Annotated in this window: 18 protein-coding genes; 6 read left to right on the top strand and 12 right to left on the bottom strand. The window is 32.3% G+C overall.

Going from position 1 to position 19365, the window contains the following annotated elements; genetic code table 11:
* Positions 1-214: 214 nt before the first annotated feature.
* The 6 genes from FJOH_RS09325 to gldB form a co-directional block, all read right to left on the bottom strand.
* Positions 215-1006: a hypothetical protein gene (locus tag FJOH_RS09325; protein ID WP_012023874.1), complete on the bottom strand. Its 792-nt coding sequence runs from the start codon at positions 1004-1006 to the stop codon at positions 215-217.
* Positions 1007-1841: 835 nt separating this feature from the next.
* On the bottom strand, positions 1842-3131 hold the full coding sequence (locus FJOH_RS09315) for a hypothetical protein (protein WP_044047611.1): 1290 nt from the start codon (positions 3129-3131) through the stop codon (positions 1842-1844).
* A 3-nt stretch (positions 3132-3134) separates the two neighbouring features.
* Positions 3135-4994: a contractile injection system protein, VgrG/Pvc8 family gene (locus FJOH_RS09310; RefSeq protein ID WP_012023872.1), complete on the bottom strand. Its 1860-nt coding sequence runs from the start codon at positions 4992-4994 to the stop codon at positions 3135-3137.
* A gap of 21 nt (positions 4995-5015) precedes the next feature.
* On the bottom strand, positions 5016-5408 hold the full coding sequence (gene tssD / locus FJOH_RS09305) for a type VI secretion system tube protein TssD (RefSeq protein ID WP_012023871.1): 393 nt from the start codon (positions 5406-5408) through the stop codon (positions 5016-5018).
* A gap of 360 nt (positions 5409-5768) precedes the next feature.
* Positions 5769-6104: a gliding motility protein GldC gene (gldC, locus tag FJOH_RS09300; RefSeq protein ID WP_012023870.1), complete on the bottom strand. Its 336-nt coding sequence runs from the start codon at positions 6102-6104 to the stop codon at positions 5769-5771.
* Positions 6104-7060: a gliding motility lipoprotein GldB gene (gene gldB / locus FJOH_RS09295; RefSeq protein ID WP_012023869.1), complete on the bottom strand. Its 957-nt coding sequence runs from the start codon at positions 7058-7060 to the stop codon at positions 6104-6106. Before gldB ends, gldC begins: the two co-directional genes overlap by 1 nt.
* Before the next feature lie 110 nt (positions 7061-7170).
* Between gldB and nadE the strand changes: the two genes are divergently transcribed.
* Together nadE and FJOH_RS09285 are read left to right on the top strand one after the other, a co-directional pair.
* The gene (nadE, locus tag FJOH_RS09290; protein ID WP_012023868.1) at positions 7171-7977 is read left to right on the top strand and encodes an NAD(+) synthase; all 807 of its coding nucleotides are present in this window, start codon (positions 7171-7173) and stop codon (positions 7975-7977) included.
* 92 nt (positions 7978-8069) lie between these two features.
* Complete coding sequence (locus FJOH_RS09285) at positions 8070-8699, top strand: LuxR C-terminal-related transcriptional regulator (RefSeq protein WP_012023867.1); 630 nt, start codon at positions 8070-8072, stop codon at positions 8697-8699.
* 86 nt (positions 8700-8785) lie between these two features.
* Here the strand turns inward: FJOH_RS09285 and dnaG are convergent, their stop codons facing one another.
* From dnaG to FJOH_RS09265, 4 genes are all read right to left on the bottom strand, one after another.
* Entirely contained in the window at positions 8786-10855 is a 2070-nt protein-coding gene (gene dnaG, locus FJOH_RS09280; RefSeq protein ID WP_044048265.1) for a DNA primase, read from the bottom strand.
* Between the two features lie 117 nt (positions 10856-10972).
* Positions 10973-12001 carry a hypothetical protein gene (locus tag FJOH_RS09275; RefSeq protein WP_012023865.1) on the bottom strand — a complete coding sequence of 343 codons (1029 nt, stop codon included), beginning with the start codon at positions 11999-12001 and terminating at the stop codon, positions 10973-10975.
* 72 nt (positions 12002-12073) lie between these two features.
* Positions 12074-12805, bottom strand: coding sequence for a hypothetical protein (locus FJOH_RS09270; RefSeq protein ID WP_012023864.1), 732 nt, complete (start codon positions 12803-12805; stop codon positions 12074-12076).
* Positions 12792-13352, bottom strand: a complete 561-nt coding sequence (locus FJOH_RS09265; RefSeq protein WP_012023863.1) for an RNA polymerase sigma factor — start codon at positions 13350-13352, stop codon at positions 12792-12794. The genes FJOH_RS09270 and FJOH_RS09265 overlap by 14 nt, the downstream gene beginning before the upstream one ends.
* Before the next feature lie 176 nt (positions 13353-13528).
* Here FJOH_RS09265 and FJOH_RS09260 point away from each other — a divergent pair, with 176 nt between their 5' ends.
* Both FJOH_RS09260 and FJOH_RS09255 read left to right on the top strand, forming a co-directional pair.
* The gene (locus FJOH_RS09260) at positions 13529-14254 is read left to right on the top strand and encodes a hypothetical protein (RefSeq protein ID WP_012023862.1); all 726 of its coding nucleotides are present in this window, start codon (positions 13529-13531) and stop codon (positions 14252-14254) included.
* Positions 14255-14409: 155 nt separating this feature from the next.
* Entirely contained in the window at positions 14410-15099 is a 690-nt protein-coding gene (locus FJOH_RS09255; RefSeq protein ID WP_012023861.1) for a hypothetical protein, read from the top strand.
* Positions 15100-15122: 23 nt separating this feature from the next.
* Here FJOH_RS09255 and FJOH_RS09250 read toward each other — a convergent pair whose 3' ends face one another.
* Positions 15123-16100 carry a polyprenyl synthetase family protein gene (locus FJOH_RS09250; protein WP_012023860.1) on the bottom strand — a complete coding sequence of 326 codons (978 nt, stop codon included), beginning with the start codon at positions 16098-16100 and terminating at the stop codon, positions 15123-15125.
* Positions 16101-16261: 161 nt separating this feature from the next.
* Between FJOH_RS09250 and FJOH_RS09245 the strand changes: the two genes are divergently transcribed.
* Entirely contained in the window at positions 16262-17122 is an 861-nt protein-coding gene (locus FJOH_RS09245) for a hypothetical protein (RefSeq protein ID WP_012023859.1), read from the top strand.
* Positions 17123-17280: 158 nt separating this feature from the next.
* Here the strand turns inward: FJOH_RS09245 and rlmN are convergent, their stop codons facing one another.
* On the bottom strand, positions 17281-18330 hold the full coding sequence (rlmN, locus tag FJOH_RS09240; RefSeq protein ID WP_012023858.1) for a 23S rRNA (adenine(2503)-C(2))-methyltransferase RlmN: 1050 nt from the start codon (positions 18328-18330) through the stop codon (positions 17281-17283).
* Between the two features lie 424 nt (positions 18331-18754).
* Here rlmN and FJOH_RS09235 point away from each other — a divergent pair, with 424 nt between their 5' ends.
* Positions 18755-19318, top strand: a complete 564-nt coding sequence (locus FJOH_RS09235; protein WP_012023857.1) for a YceI family protein — start codon at positions 18755-18757, stop codon at positions 19316-19318.
* The last annotated feature ends 47 nt before the right edge of the window (positions 19319-19365 follow it).

Below are 19365 nucleotides of genomic sequence, written 5' to 3'. Positions count from 1 at the left end.
TTACCTTCTTTAGATAATTTATAACATAAGTTGAGTCTCCACTTGCTAAAGGTCTTTTAGGACTAGAATAAAAAACTGGTATATAAAACTCTCTTTTTTCTCTTTTTTTTTAGCAATCTCATAATCAATTATTCCTTTTAGAGAACATTTATTTTCTGCAACAAATTTTGTCATTCTTTCAAAAACGCCATATCAAATTATAAAAAGTATTATCCTATTCAACATATTTATAAGGGGAATTTTCATTATAAAAATCCCAAACAAGCATATCTTCATTTCCTTTTTTATCTTTTATATAATATGTTGTCATTTCGTTCCTATCCGATAAATAGAAGTACGACTCATAATTATTTATTATAAACCTTGATCTTAAACCAATACTGTCGTTATGATTGCGTAATTTTTCAAGAGGTATTTCTTTAATAGGAATTTTTAATTCTTTATAATATTGCTCAATATCCTTTTTTGTTTTAAACAATCCCTTTTGTTGATTGTTATTGTCAATAGGGCTAATTATACTTTTGAATTCTAAAATATCATTTTTAAAAAAATAGGTAATAATTTTTCCTTTTATTGCATTGCTATCTTTAAAAACAGGAATAGGTCGTTTATCATTATTTGTTGGGGCAATATTAGTATAAACAACCATAATGAATTTTGTAAATTTTGATGGAACTACAGGATCTCCATCTTTTAAAGTATGCTTCTCATTAACAATTCCTTCCAATCCTGTCATTGAATATTTATAGAATCCATTGTCAGCTAATTCTTTTTGAGTTACAAGTTCATTTGTATAATGGTTGATTCTATCAATTTTCTGACATGAATTAAACAGTAGTAGTGATATTAATAGTAATAATATTATTTTCATTTTGTAGTTATATCTGTAAAAACCATTATCCATCAACTCTTTTGGCGTTACGGGCTTTGGCAAATAGTGGTTTATCCTGTCTTTTTTTGCACACGACAAAAATGATAGAAGCAATAGCAGTATTATTTTTTTCATTAGAAATTTATTCGTGATCTTTTGATTGATAAAGCTTGTTAACTATAAAAAAAGTCAAAAACAATTCGAAAATAAAATAAATCAAGATAATTATAATTGATGAAATGCTAAATGATTTTGAATCATTAAATAAATTATATTCATAAAATGCATCACAACAAAAATGAAATATGCAATGTAGATATAGTATAAAGATGTATATATATTTTAGACTTGTTTCAACGATTTTTTCTATAAATACCATTATAAAAACAATTAACAAAATAATTGTGGTAACTATAAACTCTAGAGCTATTAATATAGGATTCCCAGAAGTATTCTCAAGTATGTAAGAATCTAATGAGGTAAATAATCCTCTAAATAAAAAAAAATGAATAAAGAATATTAAGAATCCAAAGATTAAAAGCTTTTTCATTAAAATTTTAATTAGATTTATTTTTTGTATATAATATTTTTGTCACATAAAAAGTAACCATTAATTCAAATAATAAATAAATAAGAATAATAACAATTGAAGATGTTACAAAACATTTGGGATTATTAAATAAATGGTATTGATAAAACGCGTTTATACAAAATACAGACAAACAATTCAAATACAATAAAAAATACATTCCCCATTTATATTTAACTCTCATTAATTTTTCTACTATAACTAAAATAACGGACAGCGCATATAGCAAAAATGTTAAATAGAACGCAATTAACGTAAATATTCCTCTATCATTACTTTCATAATGTTTTGGAATGTATGCGTTTAATCTTGTAAAAAGAACAATCAGAATAAAAAAATGTACAAAAAACATTAAAAAACTAATTAAAGCTATTTTTTTCATTAAAATTTCAGTTTATATGCGTCAGTATAGTAAAAATAATTTTCAGTTTTTATGCTGAATTTAAGATTTAATAAATTGGTTATTTCTTCTCCATCAAAAGGTATGGGATAGTTTCCTTCGTACATCATATATTTAATTGTAAATTCCTTAGCTTCTTTTGCTTTTTGTAAATAATCTGTAAAAGCAATAGAATCCCCTGACGCTGCTAATCTTGTAGGACTAGAATAAAAAACTGGTATAAAAAACTCTCTTTTTCCTCTTTTTTTAGCAATCTCATAATCAATTATTCCTTTTAAAGAACATTTATTTTCTGCAGCAAATTTTGTCATTCTTTCAAAAACGCTTATGTCAATTTTTTGTAGATCTAATTTAAATTTTAGGGCAAGCAGCCATGCTAAATTCTTCACATAGTTTAAATACCAGTCAGGTCTTATGTAAATCATATCTGGATAACCACTATCTATAGTTAAATGCTCTGTTGTAAAATATCCACCACCATACATTTTAAATTTATCTGTTGATTTAAGCAAATAGATTTCTTGAAATTCTTCGGTTAAGGTTTTTCCATTAAAAGCTTCTCTTTGATAATTTTCATTTGTTAAAAAAGAATATCCATATTTTTTGGTGAATTCGTTAATTCTAACAATCCACGGTTCTACATCTTTAGCCAATGATTTTCCTCCTTGACCTTTCCAGCTGGCAATTGCTTTCGGTAAGTTTTCATCCCCTAAATGCAAATTATAAGCAGTTAAATTACTCGGTTTGATATTATCTAATTTTGTATGCGCATAGGTATCACCAAACCTATGCAATAATTCTCCAAGTTGACGAATACAATCTTCCCGATTTTTATCATTAATTTTTAACCATAGAATTTTTACTGCCGTCATAAATTCTTCAATTCCATGAAAGCCTCCTGTTAAAGAATGCACAGAACCTTGATAATCTGGATCCGCCCAAGTGTCGTTTAATTCAAAATCTATTTCACTATGAATTGTAGTGTCTGGCGATTCAGTAGCAATTGCTAATTCTTCAGCATCTTCTTCATTCATTCCCAGCATTAAACATACTAAATATACTGTACTATAATGTCCGTCTGTTTCATAAAGTAATGCAGAATTTATTAGTTTTTTCTTTGGAGCATCTTCAGGATTTCCGTATGTAATTTGATTATCTGCAGTTTCCCTAATAAATCCACCTGCATTATTAATAATATTACCATTACTATACATCTTATAATTCCCACCGGTAGTTTTTGTGATCGTACCTTTTACAAATCTTGTCCTCATGATTTAATTATTGGTAGTGTTTTCACCACTATTGTTTTGGATATCATTTTTAGCATGTTTTTGAATGTCTTTCTCAGTATTGTTTTGAATACCCTCTAAAGCTGTTTCTTGTCTTTCTTTTTCAGTATGAGAATGAAAATCTCCGTCAATTTGTTCATGGTATCCACCAACCACATAAAGTATTTTATCTCCGTTAACCTTTGTATTCATTATTCCTCCGACCCCTAAAGTTTTATTGACCCCCGCTGTTTCAGAAATATTTTGGCCAGCATCAATTTTTATATTTTTTCCTGCTGTTATAATAACATCCTCACCAGCTTCCAGTTCAATATTTTTAGGTGCTTTTAGTTTTATATTTCCATCACCATATACTACAACAAGAGCTTGTCCTTTTTCGCTTTCAATGGTAATATCACCCGTTTCATCATTAAGAATAGCCTTATTACCGCTTCGGGTTCTAAATACCTTTAAATCATTATTTGGCGTACTGAAACCGCTTTTTTCTTTTCTGCTGGTTATGGTTCCCATTGCAATAGGCAGTTCGGCATTATTACACTGAAAATCTACAAAAACTGTATCGCCAATTTCCGGCAGCGTATGGCTTCCTCTGGCATCGCCTCCGTATTTCTGCACAAAGGGAATATAAGGAGTGGTTTCGCCTTTGGCTTCCTGCCACGGCATCTGCACCTGTATGCCGCTGAGTCCGTCCGGGTCTGCATTGCCCGTTACAATGGCGGTCTGGCTTCTGCAGAACGGCACTAAATCAGGATCGGTCTGGGGAGAGAATACAGAACCGTTAAAGTTTACGGCTGTAAAATAATTTTCATAACCGCCTCCGTCGTCGCAAATGTGGGTTATCTGTGTTACACGGTAGGAGCTTTCCAGCTGTACGTCGACACCAGCTATCCTTACTTCGTTTCCTATGGTAATTCCCGGAACTTCGCTGGAGGCTTTTACTTCTGTTAAACGGCTTAGAATAGCGCGCATTTTGTTTTTCGCATATTCTTCTGAGGAACGTCGTGCAGATCCTCCAGCAGGATTCTGGTTAAGCTGTATTATGGTTTCTTTATTAAAGAACTCATTGGATTTATTTAAAAAATTCTGCTGAAAACCGTCGGCTTCTCTTCTGTATTTTAAGGTTTCATCGGTTCTGTAACTGCCGTCGCGGTTGTCATTTTCTATTATTTTAAACATTGCCGGCATGAGTTTAATGGTGTAATCAAAATCCTGCATGTTTACCCCGTAAACTAACTGGGGCTGTCCGCCCACACCGCCTGGACTTCCAAAAACAGTGGTGCGTCCGTTATAATACAGCCAGTGCCCGTTTCTTTTTGCCAGACGGTTTAGAAAAGAGAAATTACTTTCGTTATACTGCACCGTATAAGGCAGGTTTTCTAAATAAAACGGCCTTACATCCATATCAATATCACAGCCTGATTTTACTTTGGTTACAATATCGCTCAGGGTCATATTGGTAAAAGAATTGCATTCGGGACCGTTTTCGAGTGCTATCGTGGAGCTTTTCCCTTTTATTACGATAATTTCTTCTATATCTTTTACACGGGATTTCTTCAGTTTTACTTTGGTTACCACACCATAGAACTGCATGGTATAATGTTTAAGATCTGCGCCAATCATAAGATCCTCCAGACCGTCTATAGGTTTTATTTCGATGCTGATTTTCTCGCCGTAAAGTTTCTGGGAAAAAGGCATCACACTTTTAAACTCGTCAACTAATAAATCCTGTCTTACTTCAAATGAAAAAGTATGGTGATCGTGAATGGTTTGAAAAATTTTTAATTTATTGAAATTGGTAATCCTGATTTCGCCTACTTTAATGGTGGTTATTGTCTGTAATGCCATGGTCGTTGTTAGTTAAGATGTCTATGAATTTTTCCAGTTATTTTCAAAAAGAGTATTTCCTATTTTTACTTCATTTGAAGAAATTAGAATTTCGGTAACCATTGGAACTGATCCTTCGCTTCTGAAACTTTTATGCAGCGATATGCAATAGGCTTTTTTAAAGGTTACATTTTTCATAGTACTCATAGCATCTCTGCGATAGAAAATAATTTTTCCATCTTTTACACTCGTCTGCGAAACCATCCAGTCCGAAAACAAATCGGTTTGGGTGCTTTCTATAACAAGTTTTATCTGTCCGCCTTTTGCTTTATTGGCCGGTTTTCCATTAGTATCAACATTTTGAATAAAATGAACATCAAATTCTAAGACATTAAAAATTTCGTTGTCTAATTCTAATTTTGCTAAAAAACTCATTTTTATATTATATTTATTAATTACTGGCTTTTATGTGATGATACTTATGGGGGTTAAATTTTTGAAAGGCAATATTTAATTTCAATATTCATACTATATCGATTGAATAAATGTATTGGAATTACAATTCCAAGATGTACCCCTAGACGGCATAAAACTATCAGAATAAGACATTTTTGATTGTTTACAAGAAGAATCTTCCATGCCTTTAAGTTTTGGCAGGATTAAATTAACTGCATAAAAAAAACGCTGTAAGACTTGAGTTTTACAGCGTTTTTTTTATGTAATTTATGTTCAAAAAAAATCCCAAATTCCAGTTTTGCAATTGGAATTTGGGATTTTAAAATATTGGATTTTCTATTATTTAGTCAGCTCCAGTTTTTCTGCAAAGTAATCACAGAAGTCTTTCATTGTATCTGACATTTTTTCGTCATCGGTTGCACGTTTAAAAGTATCAGCCATTGCTACTAAAGTCTGGTGAAAGAAAATTTTCATTTCGTCTACCGGCATATCTTTTGTCCATAAATCGATACGCATTGTTTCCTGTGCTTTACTGTCCCAAATTGAAAGCATAATAGCTTTTGCTTCTTCTGCAAGAACACCGCCGTCCTGAGCGCTCCAGGTTAATTTTTCGGGAACGCGGTTTTCGTCTAATTCGACGTTGAATTTAATTTCTGATTTTATTGTATTTGACATTATTTCTTAGGTTTATATTTTGACTTTTCGAAAATTTCTTTTGCATTTACTTTTAATAATTCTGACAGCAAAACGTTATTGTTTTTCATATACGAACGTACAATCTGCCATCCAATCCAGGCGCCCACTCTTCCCGGTGAATCGTTATCTATTTCCAGATAGAATTTAGAAAACGGAGCCGGCACTATAAAACGTGTTGTTAATTTAGGATCTAAACTATACAGCATTTCGTTTTCAAGAAAATAACGCCACATATAGCTTTCATTTTCTTCACACCATTTTATCTGCTCAGGTTTGTAACCTATTTTTTCGGCATCGGTATATTGAGGCAGAAGCAAATCTTTTGCATACAATTGTTTTCCTTCAAAAATCATCTGAGATATTAAATTTTTATCAGGATAAGACGGAATGTTTCGGTAAGTAAAACTCGAAACTACATCCGGCATAATTTGTCTTTCCTCAAAATTGTATTTTAAATAATTTGGAAACTCATAAAACTTATGCTCTCTTCCTAAATACAACTCTAAGGCAACAATTACAAGACTGTCTGCATAAATTGCCTTTGCATTATAATCCATTTCACCAATCACTGTAATAACTTTTGGTGTTTTTGTTTTTGGAAAATAATATTTTACGTGTTTAAAAAGTTCGTTAAACTCTTCACGAACAGGCTCAAAATTGGCGTATTTTTTTTGGACTTCATCATAAACTTCTCTCCAGATTGGTTCTTTCATTTTTTGAAGCCAGACGTTGTCATCATTTCCTTCTGGAAAAAAGAACGGATATTGTTTTTTTACTTTAGCCAGATCTTCTGGTTTGGTCTCAAAAAACACTTTATCAAAACGTTCTACTTTAATATCAACCGGAATTTCTTCAACCTCTTTTTCAACCTTTGTTTTTTGGTCACAAGACAAAAAAAACAAGCACAGAACCACTACAAAGCGATACATTTTCATTTTATTTTAATTAGATTTGTGTTGCTGGAATTAGATTACATATATATGATATCTGTAATCAAAAATAATTCTGCAAATATACATCCCTGTATCTTAAATCTTGAACTATTATGGCTAAAAAAAGCACAATTCAAACAGAAAAAGTAAATACCCATATTGTTGAATGGTTAAAAAATTATGCTGCTAACGCAAAAGTGAACGGTTTTGTGATTGGAATTTCCGGCGGAGTTGACTCTGCTGTGACTTCTACCCTATGCGCACAGACTGGTTTACAGGTTTTATGTGTAGAAATGCCTATCCATCAAGCTGAAAGTCAAGTTTCTAGAGGAAGAGAACATATTGAGCAATTAAAAAAGCGTTTTCCAAATGTTTCGAGTGTAGAAACTGACCTTACTTCAACTTTTGAAGCTTTTAAGAGCTCCGTGCCAACCTCAAAAGATTCAACAAAAGTTAATTTATCATTAGCCAATACAAGAGCACGTATAAGAATGACTTCTTTGTATTATTTAGCAGGAATAAACGGGCTATTAGTAGCAGGGACAGGCAATAAGGTCGAAGATTTTGGTGTAGGATTTTATACAAAATACGGAGACGGCGGTGTAGATTTGAGTCCGATTGCCGATTTAATGAAATCTGATGTTTATGCTTTAGGAGAGTTTTTAGAGATTCCAAAATCAATTTTAACAGCTGCTCCAACAGACGGTCTTTTTGGCGATAACAGAACAGATGAAGACCAATTAGGCGCAAGTTACGACGAATTAGAATGGGCAATGATCGCCTCAGAGTCAGGAAATACGGCGGATGACTTTAGCGGGAGAGAAAAATCTGTCTTTGAAATTTATAAAAGATTAAACACCAGTAATAAGCACAAAATGGATCCAATTCCGGTTTGTTTAATCCCAAAAACGTTAAAATAAATATTTTAACATTTGTCTGCAATATATTACAGAATTTATTTATTAATTTTACAGTTCCAAAAACATGATAACAATTCTAAAAAGGTAAAATTATGATTAAAGTATGTCTTGCAGACAATCATCCTGTGACTCACTTTGGCGTTAAGTCTTATTTTAAAGACCACGATCAAATTTCAATTGTTGCCAACGTAGGCAATTTTTCAATGGTTAGAGATATTCTTCAAACGAAGGAAATCGACATTCTAATCTTAGATTTAGATTTAGAAGGCCTTTCAAGTATCTTCGAAGTAAAATCTATTTTGAAAAATTTCCCAAAAACAAAAATTGTAATTTTCAGTGACTTGGCTGAGCAAATGTATGCTCCAAATGCTATTAAAGCTGGAGTATCCGGGTATGTACACAAAACAGAAAAACTTGAAACCTTAGGTCTTTCTATTATTAAAGTACACGAAGGAAAAATTATCATCAACGAAACAGTTCGCAAAAACATGGCCCTTATTGCTAAACAAAGCAAAAGCGAACGTTTGTACAGAAAACTTTCTAACCGTGAAATCGAGGTTTTACGTTATTTAAGTGATGGTAAGAAAAACAATGAGATTTCTAAAATCTTAAGTCTGAACGAAAAAACGATCAGTACTTACAAACTAAGATTGTTAACTAAACTAAATGTTACCAATTTAGTTGATTTAGTTAATAAAGCTAAGACTTTAGAAATTATTTAATTTCGGTGGTATCCTGATTTACTTTCGTAAATCATCAACCATAAAAAAAGCTCTATATTGTTAATCAGTATAGAGCTTTTTGATTTTTATCCGCCATGGTAAGGAACTACTACTCTTCCTAATTTTTTTGAAAAATTATTCAGCAATTTAGAATAATCGACCACCATCATCAATAATTCAGAATTATCTTCCTGCGGATCAGAAATTAATGAATGTTTCAAATCATGGATAATTTTTGAAACTAAAAACCATCGCATCGAAAATATGGTATCTGAAACATTTTGTTCAATTGTTACGTTTTTATGTTTCGGAAAAATATTCTGCCCTTCCCAATTATGAATGGTAACTTTTTCATCTTCCATTAAAATATTGGTTACTTCCTGAGCAAAATCAGGATTGAGGTGCATTAAATATTTATCCAGACTAAAGGTTTCGTTTTGATTATAATAATCAATTAATCCTGAAAAAATATTCTGAAAAAGAGCATTTGATAGTTCTACCTCGTCTTCCTGCAGACTCAGATAAATTTTTTCATAAACCTTATACCTTCGCTTTTCACTTACCTCTTTAACATTTCCTTCTTCATCAGCTTTTAAAAAAACATCTTCAAAATCTTCTTCTACGCTTCCGTACAGCAATAATATCTCTATAACTTTTCTTTCAAAGCCATACAAAATATCTACTTTTTCTGCTGTTTCCTGTGGATAACCCGGTTCTTCCGGATAATAACCATCAGGCGGTCCTGTTCTTGGATCTTCCGGATCTCCTCCTGAAAAGCCTGTATTTGGCGGCGGATTTCTAAAAACCTGAAAAGGTTTTTGTTCCTGTTTTTGCTTTTTATTTGCTTCGGCAAGATCTTTTTGAACCAGCTGTGCCAGAGTACTCACCAAAACCTGCTCAGAGATTTCCATGATTCGGGCACATTCCTGAATATAGACTTCTCGCTGAATACGATCTGGAATTTTAGAAATACTCGTGACCATATCACGAATCAAATCGGCTTTTTTTATAGGATCATTTTTAGCTTCTCCCATCAGGATTGAAGCTTTAAATTGTATAAAATCTTTACTGTTGCTTTCCAAATACGCCACCAGATCATCATGTGAATTTTTTCGGGCAAAACTATCCGGATCTTCTCCATCAGGAAAGGCGCAGACCCTTACATTCATCCCTTCTTCCAAAATCAAATCGATTCCACGAATAGAAGCTCTAAGTCCGGCCGCATCTCCGTCAAAAAGTACTGTAATATTTTTAGTTAAACGATTAACAAGTCTAATTTGATCCGGCGTCAAAGCAGTTCCGGAAGAAGCCACAACGTTCTCAATTCCAGCCTGATTAAACTGAATAACATCTGTATAACCTTCTACTAAATAACAATTATTTAGTTTGGCAATAGATTGTTTTGCCTGAAAAATTCCGTAGAGAACTTTACTTTTATGGTAAATATCACTTTCTGGCGAATTGAGGTATTTTGCTGCTTTTTTATCGTTGGTTAAAATACGTCCTCCAAAACCCAAAACGCGTCCCGACATACTGTGAATTGGGAACATTACACGACCTTTAAAACGGTCAAAAGGACGATCTTCTCTTGCAATGGTTAAACCTGTGCTTTCCAGAAATTCTAATTTATACCCTTTTCCCAGAGCCTCTTTTGTTAAAGCATCCCAGGTTTCAGGAGAATATCCTAAAGCAAATTTCTTGATGGTTTCATTAGTAAATCCTCTTTCTTTAAAGTAAGATAAACCAATTGCTTTTCCTTCTTCAGAATTAACTAAAACATCCTGAAAATACTTCGCAGCAAATTCTGAAACCAAATACATACTTTCACGAACATCGGTCATTGCTTTTTCAGCATCCGTTTGTTCGGTTTCTTCAATTTCGATATTGTATTTTTTAGCCAGATACCGAATTGCTTCAGGATAGGTGAAATGAGAGTGTTCCATCAAAAAGGCTACTGAGTTACCGCCTTTTCCGGAACTAAAATCTTTCCAGATTCCTTTTGCAGGCGAAACCATAAACGATGGTGAGCGCTCATCTGAAAACGGACTCAGACCTTTGTAGTTACTTCCTGCACGTTTTAAATTGACAAAATCGCCAATAACCTCCTCTACTCGAGCGGTTTCAAAAACAGCGTCTATTGTACTTTGTGAAATCAAAACGTAAATTATTTTTAAAAAATTAGAGCCTGTAAAAGTACGCAAATCCAACCTGAATTTACAAAAAAAGTGCCTCTTTCGAAACACTTTTTCTACTAACTAAACTCAACTTTATTTCTAATTTAAATCGAGACGTAATCCTAAAGAAATATTATTTTCTTTAACTAAATTATCCTGAAACAACGGATTTAAATCGTATTTAAAATACAAACTCACATCTCTGTAACCGATATAAGAACTTAATCCGTAGATAAAATTATTTACATTATAATCGCCTTTGATTCTTGTTTTGTATTTTAAATCGTCTTCTTCAAACTTCAAAATCTGTTTTGATTTTACATTTATACCTGCATAACCTCCCACTCCAAAACGGAAACTTTTATGAGTTTTGAAATATGTTTTTCCATTTTTTTCAATAGGTCTCGTAAAATCAAATTCTAAATGTACTGGAACAGCCAAATAGACATTTCTAAAACGGGATTCTGTTAAGTGAATCGAATTGACTTCCAGATTAGTCTGGTCTCCGTTTACCACAAAGGTCCTGTTATTTGTTGGACGGATATTGTTGTACATTAATGAAAGCCCGTATTTTGCATGAAGCAGATTATCGTTTTTCATTAATCGTGAGTTATAAGTAAAACCCCATTCGTAAAAATGCGAACCTATAAAACTATAATTTGAATCCTGCAGTTTTCCGTCAACCATAGTATTGTTTAAACCCATGGCAAATACAAACTGCGAAGTAGTTCTTTTTTCTCCGTGAATCGAATCTTTGTCTCGTTTTGGTGATTTCCATCGAATCATGTAAACCTTTGAAGAATCTTCTTTTATTTTTCCGTCTACTTTTTTCTGAACCAAGTCATTTAATTCATTTTGAGCCAGAGTTACTTTTTCTTCTATAATTACAGCTCTCGCTTCTGCCAATTCTTTTTTGCGTTTATCAGCTTGTTCCTGCGTGATTTTACCTTCAGACAACTGAACATTTATGGCTTCTATTTCTTCTTTTAGAGCTTCTTTCTCTTCTTTGGTGATTTTTTCTATTTTATTGGCAATTCTTTTCGCTTCAGACTCAAAAGTTTCCTGTCCTATCACTTTGCTTACTACTAAAAAGAAGAAAAGTATAAGATAAATGGTAAAATTTTTCATAATTGATTGTTTTAAAATGATTGATGATTTGATTGATGATGATTTTTTAATTGTTATTTTAAATATGAATTGTTATTTCTTTTCTTCCTGATTTCTGTTTGACAAAGCCACTTTAACTTCCTGAAGATTTTTGTTCACCTTTGTAATTACTTTTTCTCTAAAAGAAAGTTCTAACTCGCCGTCGACTTGATCCAGCAAATCAGCCGCATTGATTTTTACTTTGGCTTTTTTAACCTTGTTTACGTTTTCTGCCAAAACTTTATTTTCGGCAGTTTCAAGCAGTTGGTCAATATTTTCTTTCTTTTGGTTTTCGGCAATTACAGTTTGATTGTTGTTTGTTGATTGTTTTTCCTGATTGTTTTTGATGATAATTGAAGACTCCGCTATGTGATTTGATTGATTTTTAACAGCTTTATTTGATGGTTGATTGAGATTATTTTCTTTTTTATCTGATGCAGATTTTGAAGTTTCTGTTGAAGATTTTTCTGCAATTACAGTTTCAGTTTTAACAGAATCGATAGTATTTATAACTGGTTTTATAATAGAATCTTTTTCAGCATTTTCTTCAATAACTACATTTTTTGGTGCTTGAATGTCTTCCTTATGATTAAAAAAGAAAGTTCCAACTAATAAAAACCCTACAACACTTGCTGCGATGTACAACCATTTTTTGCTTTTCTTTTTAGGTTTTTCTTCGGCAACACTCAACATAGCATCTAATCGATCCCAGGCTTTTTCGCTTGGTTCAATTTTTCGCTGGTTGAGCTTTTCACGGAAATCCTTTTCAAAATTATTCGGTTCCATTATCTTGTTTTTTTAAAATAGTAATTTGTGTTTGCAGCATTTTTCTGGCGTGCGATAATTGTGATTTCGATGTTCCTTCATTAATTCCTAGCATCTTGGCAATTTCATTGTGTTTATAACCTTCTATGGCGTATAAATTGAAAACCATTTTATAACCATCTGGCAGGGCATCTATTAAATACTGAATTTGTTCTACTGTAAACTGACTGTCAATTTCATTGAAACTTTCTTCGACAAAAAATTCATCTTCGGCAAATTTTACTTTTTTCTGAACTCTTAAATACGAAATGCATTCGTTAACCATAATCCTTCGAATCCAGCCTTCAAAACTTCCTTTGTGTTCAAAGTTTTTTAGATTCGTAAATACTTTCATGAAAGCCGTAATCATTACATCTTCTGCCATATGAATGTCCTTTATATACTGCCGGCATACACTTAACATTTTTGGAGAAAACCTGCTGTAAATCTGCTGCTGTGCCTGTCGATTATTTTCGACAGCCAGCTTTATGATTTTGGTTTCTTCTTGATGTAAATGAATAATTTTCATTAATACGCTTTTCGGTTTTTAGTTTTAGAAAAGACTTCTATCAGCATAGACGATTGTCGATCTAAAATGGTTGCATGAAGGGTGGAAAAAATTTTAAACTAAAGTTAATTTTTAAAACAAGAATGATAAAAATGTAAGTTTTTATTTATAATTTTATAAAATAATTTAATTAAATTATGACTGAAAATATCCACCTTTATCCTGACATTGAGAATGTCTTCATTGACAAATCATTAGGTATTTTTTTCAAACCTATTCTAACGGCAAAAACGTTAGTTAATGGTGAAGATTATCATATTCATATAGTTTCAACAGATGGTCTTTTTTGTAAAAATGAATACAAATATTCTGAAAACAATTTTTTTGGCTTTAAATATATTAATGGCAAATATGAATTTCTGGGTGACTTGGCAGTTTTTGATGATTATGAAAAAATTTACGAATTACACAATGCTTTAGAAGAAGACTTTACTCAAAATAAAGATACTTATTTAAAAGAGAAAAGAACTGTAGATGATTATTTAGAAAACATCCTTCAACAATTAGAAAAAAATAATTTCTATAATTTTTCAAATACTGAATACTATGCAGAAGCATTTTACAGCTATAATTTCACGAAATATTTCTATGAAAAATTTGGCGTTCATAAGCATATATCAGTCATAACTGAAAATTACGGCAAAAATACCGATCCTTTTTTATTAGATAAAAAAGAGGCGCTTTCCATTCTTGAAGAGTTTATAATTAATATCGACTATAATTTAAAAAACAATTATCAAATTAATCAAAACATGCTTGTGGCCGCTACAGAAATTTCTCGATTTATGTCAATTATAAGAGATGGAATTGTACTTTCTTTATTAGATACCTCAAATAAAATTGTTTATATACTTGAATATTAAACTTAATAAATACTATTTTTTTCTTTCAATAACATAGATGCTTTGAATTCAGAATCGCAGTAAGCAGAAGAGATAACCTTTAAAAACAAATCTCGTTATTTTTACTTTATAAAACATTTTATATTTTTGTAAGATAATTTTTAAAAAAAACAACAATGAGCTTTAATGCAAGACAATTTCAATTTTATCTTATTTTCGGTAATGAAAATGAAGATAACGAACCTTGGAAAGAGGAGCACTGGAAAAATATCTACGAACCTTCATTTAGTAAAATTTTAAACTTTTCAAATTATTTTGACAAAACTGCTCTAAGAGTATTAGAATATTCAAAAAAAAATAAAGATGACCAATTTTTTTCAGTTGAAAAATTAGGAAGATTGACATGGAATGATAAATCACATCAAAAATGGGTTATTAAAACAAATGATGACAAAAAATTTAGACATTTTGCATCGTGGACACCAATATGGACTATTTGTGAAAAAATAAATAATTCGCCAGATATTTATATTTCAATTTGGAATGAAATTTCTTCATTTAATAAGTCCAGTAATCAAAATATGAGCTTTAATTTCTTAATTACAATTGGAATTGCAGTGGATTTAGAAATACAATGTACAGAAATAATTCAGAATTTATCTCAAAAAATAAATGCCAAAAGAACTGTTTTTAATACTCGTTCATGGGGGAAAGGAAAACGTGATAAAACAGAAACTTGGGAATTTATAAACTCCATTCAGGACACAATTAGTTATGGAATCTATAAAAAAGGAGAAACAGCCAATATACACAGTATTCCTTTTAATGATTTACAATTTGAGCCATATTGGGAGATAATCCATTAATCGAGATATAAATTTAAAAAAAATTATTTTTTTCTTTCAATAACATAGTTTACCATTAAGGTAAGCGCTGCTTTGAATTCAGAATCCGGGTAATTTTCTAAAAGAGAAAGTGCTTCCTGCTGGAACTGCACCATTTTTTCTTCGGCGTAAGCCAAACCATTATTGTTTTTTACAAAGGCAATTACTTCTTTTACTCGTTTTTTGTCTTTGTTATGGTTTTTAATGGAGTTTATCAACCACTTTTTTTCCTGCGGTGTGCAGGTATTTAAAACGTGAATTAAAGGCAGTGTCATTTTTTGCTCTTTAATATCGATTCCGGTTGGTTTACCAATGGCTTCTTCGCTGTAATCAAATAAGTCGTCTTTGATCTGGAACGCCATTCCTATAAGTTCACCAAACATTCGCATATTCTCAACCTGAACATCATCTTCAATTACAGCTTTTGCACCAAGTGCACAACACGCAGCAATAAGTGTTGCGGTTTTCTTTCTGATGATTTCGTAGTAAACATCTTCTGTAATGTCAAGTCTGCGTGCTTTTTCTATTTGAAGCAATTCACCTTCGCTCATTTCGCGAACGGCTACAGAAATGATTCGAAGTAAATCAAAATCGCCGTTATCAATAGAAAGCAGTAATCCTTTTGAAAGAAGATAATCTCCAACTAAAACAGCAATTTTGTTTTTCCAAAGCGCATTGATTGAGAAAAATCCGCGGCGGCGATTACTATCGTCTACAACGTCGTCGTGAACCAAAGTTGCCGTATGAATTAATTCAATAACCGATGCCCCGCGATAGGTTCTTTCGTTTACAGTACCGCCAGAAACCATTTTTGCAGTAAGAAACACAAACATCGGACGCATTTGTTTTCCTTTTCTGTTTACAATATAATAGGTAATCCTGTTGAGTAACGCAACCTTTGAGGTCATCGATTCATGGAACTTTTTTTCAAAAAGTTCCATCTCGGCAATAATGGGCTGTTTTATTTGTGAAGTAATATTCATTTCGATTCCAAATATACTATTTTAAATAAAAAAACGTTGTCTATTTTATGTTAGTATATCAACAATTTCAATACTAATTTAAAAAACAATCCAAAAACACCTCAATCTAATACTAATTTGAATTCATTAATTAAAAGTAAAACCAAAAAAAACTATTTATTATGAAAACAAAATTTTTATTAATTGGAACATGTATCGCTTTATCACTATTTACAAGCTGTAATTCTGATGAAAACACAAATGACGGAACGAGTAAAGTAATTACAAACGACGAGATTATTGCAAATGCTAAAATAGATGCCTCAATAGATGATGTTACTAATATTGCTGAAGATCAATTTAGTTCTCAGCTTAATATTAATAATAAACCTTCCGGAAACATTAAAAACTTTTTGCCCAGCTGTGCTGTTATTACAACAGTTTTAACGAATAATACTTTTACAAAAACAGTAGATTTTGGCGTTGAAGGCTGTACGCTTGACAACGGAAATACGGTGAAAGGAAAAATGGTGGTTTCATTTTCTAATGATTTTTCGGCTTCTACACAAACAATCAGTTATACTTTTGAAGGATTTTACCACAATGGTAAAAAACTGCAGGGAAGCAAAAGCATTATTCGAACTGTAAAATCAACTGATTTACTGGCAGAAGCACATCCGGTTTCAACCGCTGCAATTGATTTAACGATTACTTTTGACGATGGAAGTGTTTACAGTAGAAAAGGTTCTCTTGTAAAAGAAATGACTGCGGGTTACAACACCTGGTTTAATTGGGAAGATAATGTATTTGTAGTTACCGGAAGCGGTACTACAACTTTACCAAACGGAGATACTTATTCAGCAGAAATTACAACGCCATTAGAATTTAAAGCTTCATGCAGAAAATCGTTTGCTGTAAAAGGAATTGTTTCTGTAACTAAAAACGGGGCTTCGGCTGTTATTGATTATGGCAATGGAGATTGTGATACGCTGGCTTCTGTAACAAAAGACGGCGTAACAGAAGAAATCGATTTGAAAAAATAGTTCCCTTTTTGCCCAGAAAAAAAGCATTAAAAACAAGATTCACCCTCGTTTTTAATGCTTTTTTATTATCACTCAAATGTCTAGATGGGACATTTTTTATACTGTCATTATTTTTTTACCAACGAAATATTCCCAGCTGAATATTTATCCCGCAGGCATTATACTTCAGCCTCTTTATTTGCTAATTGTCCGCAGGCTGCATCGATATCTTTTCCTCGGCTGCGACGCACTTTTACCACAACACCAATATTTTCTAATGCTTTTATGTAAGCCAGAATAGATTCTTCTGAGGCTTGCTGGAATTCTCCGTCATCAATTGGGTTGTATTCAATTAAATTGACTTTACACGGCACATATTTACAGAATTTCACTAAAGCATCAACAGAAGCTTTATCGTCGTTAATTCCTTTCCAAACTACATATTCGTACGAAACTTTGCTTTTGGTTTTTCTGTACCAATATTCCAATGCTTCTCTTAAATCTTTTAAAGGAAAGTTTTTGCTGAAAGGCATAATCTTCGCACGGGTTTCATCAATCGCAGAATGAAGAGAAACCGCCAATCTGAATTTCACATCATCATCGGCCATTTTCTTAATCATTTTCGGAATTCCGGATGTTGAAAGCGTAATACGTTTTGGAGACATTCCTAAACCTTCTTCCGATGTAACCATATCGATTGCTTTAATGACGTTATTATAGTTCATTAAAGGCTCGCCCATTCCCATAAAAACAATATTAGAAAGGGGATGATTATGATACAAACGACTTTCTTTATCGATGGCCATAATCTGGTCGTAAATTTCTCCCGGTTCCAGATTTCGCATACGTTTTAATCTTGCAGTAGCACAGAAATTACAGTCTAAACTACAGCCAACCTGACTAGAAACACAAGCTGTTGTTCTGGTCTCAGTTGGAATTAAAACTGACTCTACTACTAACCCGTCATGCAGACGCACAGCATTTTTTACTGTTCCGTCGTTACTGCGCTGCATGGTATCTACCTTAATATGGTTGATAACGAAATTTTCTTCGAGCATAGAACGCGTTGTTTTGGCAACATTCGTCATATCCTCAAAGCTATGTGCTCCTTTGCTCCACAACCATTCATAAACCTGATTGCCTCGAAATGCTTTGTCGTTATTAGCAACAAAAAAATCTCGTAACTGATCTTTTGATAAGGCTCTTATGTCTTTTTTCTCAATTTGCATGCTGCAAAGTTAATCACTTTTGTCATTTTTTTTGATTTTTAGATGCATTCTTGGCTAAAACCAAAAAATCTGAGAGAAAATATCCTTGTTTTACCCGCAATATTCAAATTTAAACCTTGCAGTAACACATTTCTATTTCTTTAAAACAAAGAAAGAATTGAAACAATATTCTTTGCTTTTCCTTCCTCAAACAACATAATACACAAATAATCAATTATTTAGCACCTAAAACTATTTAACACCTGACTTCAATCTAAGTTTATTCTTTCTGTTTACTCTTAACTATAAGAATTTAATAAAACTTTTGCCATGATTTTTATCATTTCATATCCTTTGAGTGCGTGATAAATTTGGTCTAAGAAATAAGGTTAGTTCGCAGCCACTTTAGAACTATCCAAATTAAAATTAACCTATACATATCAAAATGAAAACAATTAAATCAATCCTAACAGCAATTATTTTCACAACCCTGACATTCCAAGTAAACGCACAAAGAACTTATACTGTAGTAGATACTAAATCAACTTTTGAGGTTGCCGGAACTTCTACCGTACACGATTGGGTAATGAGATCTACAGAAGGAACAGGTATTGCAAACCTAACCGTTAAAGATTCTAAACTTGCCGGCATAAACAGCCTGACTATTACATTATTGGCAGAAAGCTTAAAAAGCTACAAATCAAGCATGGATCAGGTTGCTTACGAAGCTTTAGATACAGAAACACATAAAAATATTCAATACGTTTTAAAATCTGCAGTAAAAGTAGACGATACAACCTGGAATCTAACAGGAGTTTACACAATTGCCGGCGTAAGTAAGGAATACCAGACTCAGGTAAAAATTACATCTATAAACGGCACTTTTATTTTACAGGGTTCTAATCAAATCACTTTTGGTGATTTTGAAATGACACCTCCTAAAGCAGCTCTTGGAGTGGTGAAAGCCGGAAAAGACCTAACAGTGATTTTCAACATCACTTTGAGCTAAACAGAAAATTATTCGGCCCAATTCAATTTGGGCCGAAAACTTCAAAA

Source organism: Flavobacterium johnsoniae UW101 (genome assembly GCF_000016645.1).
GTDB classification, from domain to species: Bacteria; Bacteroidota; Bacteroidia; order Flavobacteriales; family Flavobacteriaceae; genus Flavobacterium; species Flavobacterium johnsoniae.
This window is presented reverse-complemented; position numbering and strand designations above follow the sequence as displayed.

What these genes read in the sequence shown, in the direction of transcription:
- gldB (WP_012023869.1), bottom strand. Translation starts at nt 7,060, where the DNA reads ATGAAAATGTATCGCTTTGTAGTGGTTCTGTGCTTGTTTTTTTTGTCT.
- rlmN (WP_012023858.1), bottom strand. Translation starts at nt 18,330, where the DNA reads ATGCAAATTGAGAAAAAAGACATAAGAGCCTTATCAAAAGATCAGTTA.
- FJOH_RS09250 (WP_012023860.1), bottom strand. Translation starts at nt 16,100, where the DNA reads ATGAATATTACTTCACAAATAAAACAGCCCATTATTGCCGAGATGGAA.
- FJOH_RS09285 (WP_012023867.1), top strand. Translation starts at nt 8,070, where the DNA reads ATGATTAAAGTATGTCTTGCAGACAATCATCCTGTGACTCACTTTGGC.
- gldC (WP_012023870.1), bottom strand. Translation starts at nt 6,104, where the DNA reads ATGTCAAATACAATAAAATCAGAAATTAAATTCAACGTCGAATTAGAC.
- FJOH_RS09265 (WP_012023863.1), bottom strand. Translation starts at nt 13,352, where the DNA reads ATGAAAATTATTCATTTACATCAAGAAGAAACCAAAATCATAAAGCTG.
- FJOH_RS09255 (WP_012023861.1), top strand. Translation starts at nt 14,410, where the DNA reads ATGAGCTTTAATGCAAGACAATTTCAATTTTATCTTATTTTCGGTAAT.
- FJOH_RS09315 (WP_044047611.1), bottom strand. Translation starts at nt 3,131, where the DNA reads ATGAGGACAAGATTTGTAAAAGGTACGATCACAAAAACTACCGGTGGG.
- FJOH_RS09275 (WP_012023865.1), bottom strand. Translation starts at nt 12,001, where the DNA reads ATGAAAAATTTTACCATTTATCTTATACTTTTCTTCTTTTTAGTAGTA.
- FJOH_RS09235 (WP_012023857.1), top strand. Translation starts at nt 18,755, where the DNA reads ATGAAAACAATTAAATCAATCCTAACAGCAATTATTTTCACAACCCTG.
- FJOH_RS09310 (WP_012023872.1), bottom strand. Translation starts at nt 4,994, where the DNA reads ATGGCATTACAGACAATAACCACCATTAAAGTAGGCGAAATCAGGATT.
- FJOH_RS09245 (WP_012023859.1), top strand. Translation starts at nt 16,262, where the DNA reads ATGAAAACAAAATTTTTATTAATTGGAACATGTATCGCTTTATCACTA.
- nadE (WP_012023868.1), top strand. Translation starts at nt 7,171, where the DNA reads ATGGCTAAAAAAAGCACAATTCAAACAGAAAAAGTAAATACCCATATT.
- FJOH_RS09260 (WP_012023862.1), top strand. Translation starts at nt 13,529, where the DNA reads ATGACTGAAAATATCCACCTTTATCCTGACATTGAGAATGTCTTCATT.
- FJOH_RS09270 (WP_012023864.1), bottom strand. Translation starts at nt 12,805, where the DNA reads ATGGAACCGAATAATTTTGAAAAGGATTTCCGTGAAAAGCTCAACCAG.
- tssD (WP_012023871.1), bottom strand. Translation starts at nt 5,408, where the DNA reads ATGAGTTTTTTAGCAAAATTAGAATTAGACAACGAAATTTTTAATGTC.
- FJOH_RS09325 (WP_012023874.1), bottom strand. Translation starts at nt 1,006, where the DNA reads ATGAAAAAAATAATACTGCTATTGCTTCTATCATTTTTGTCGTGTGCA.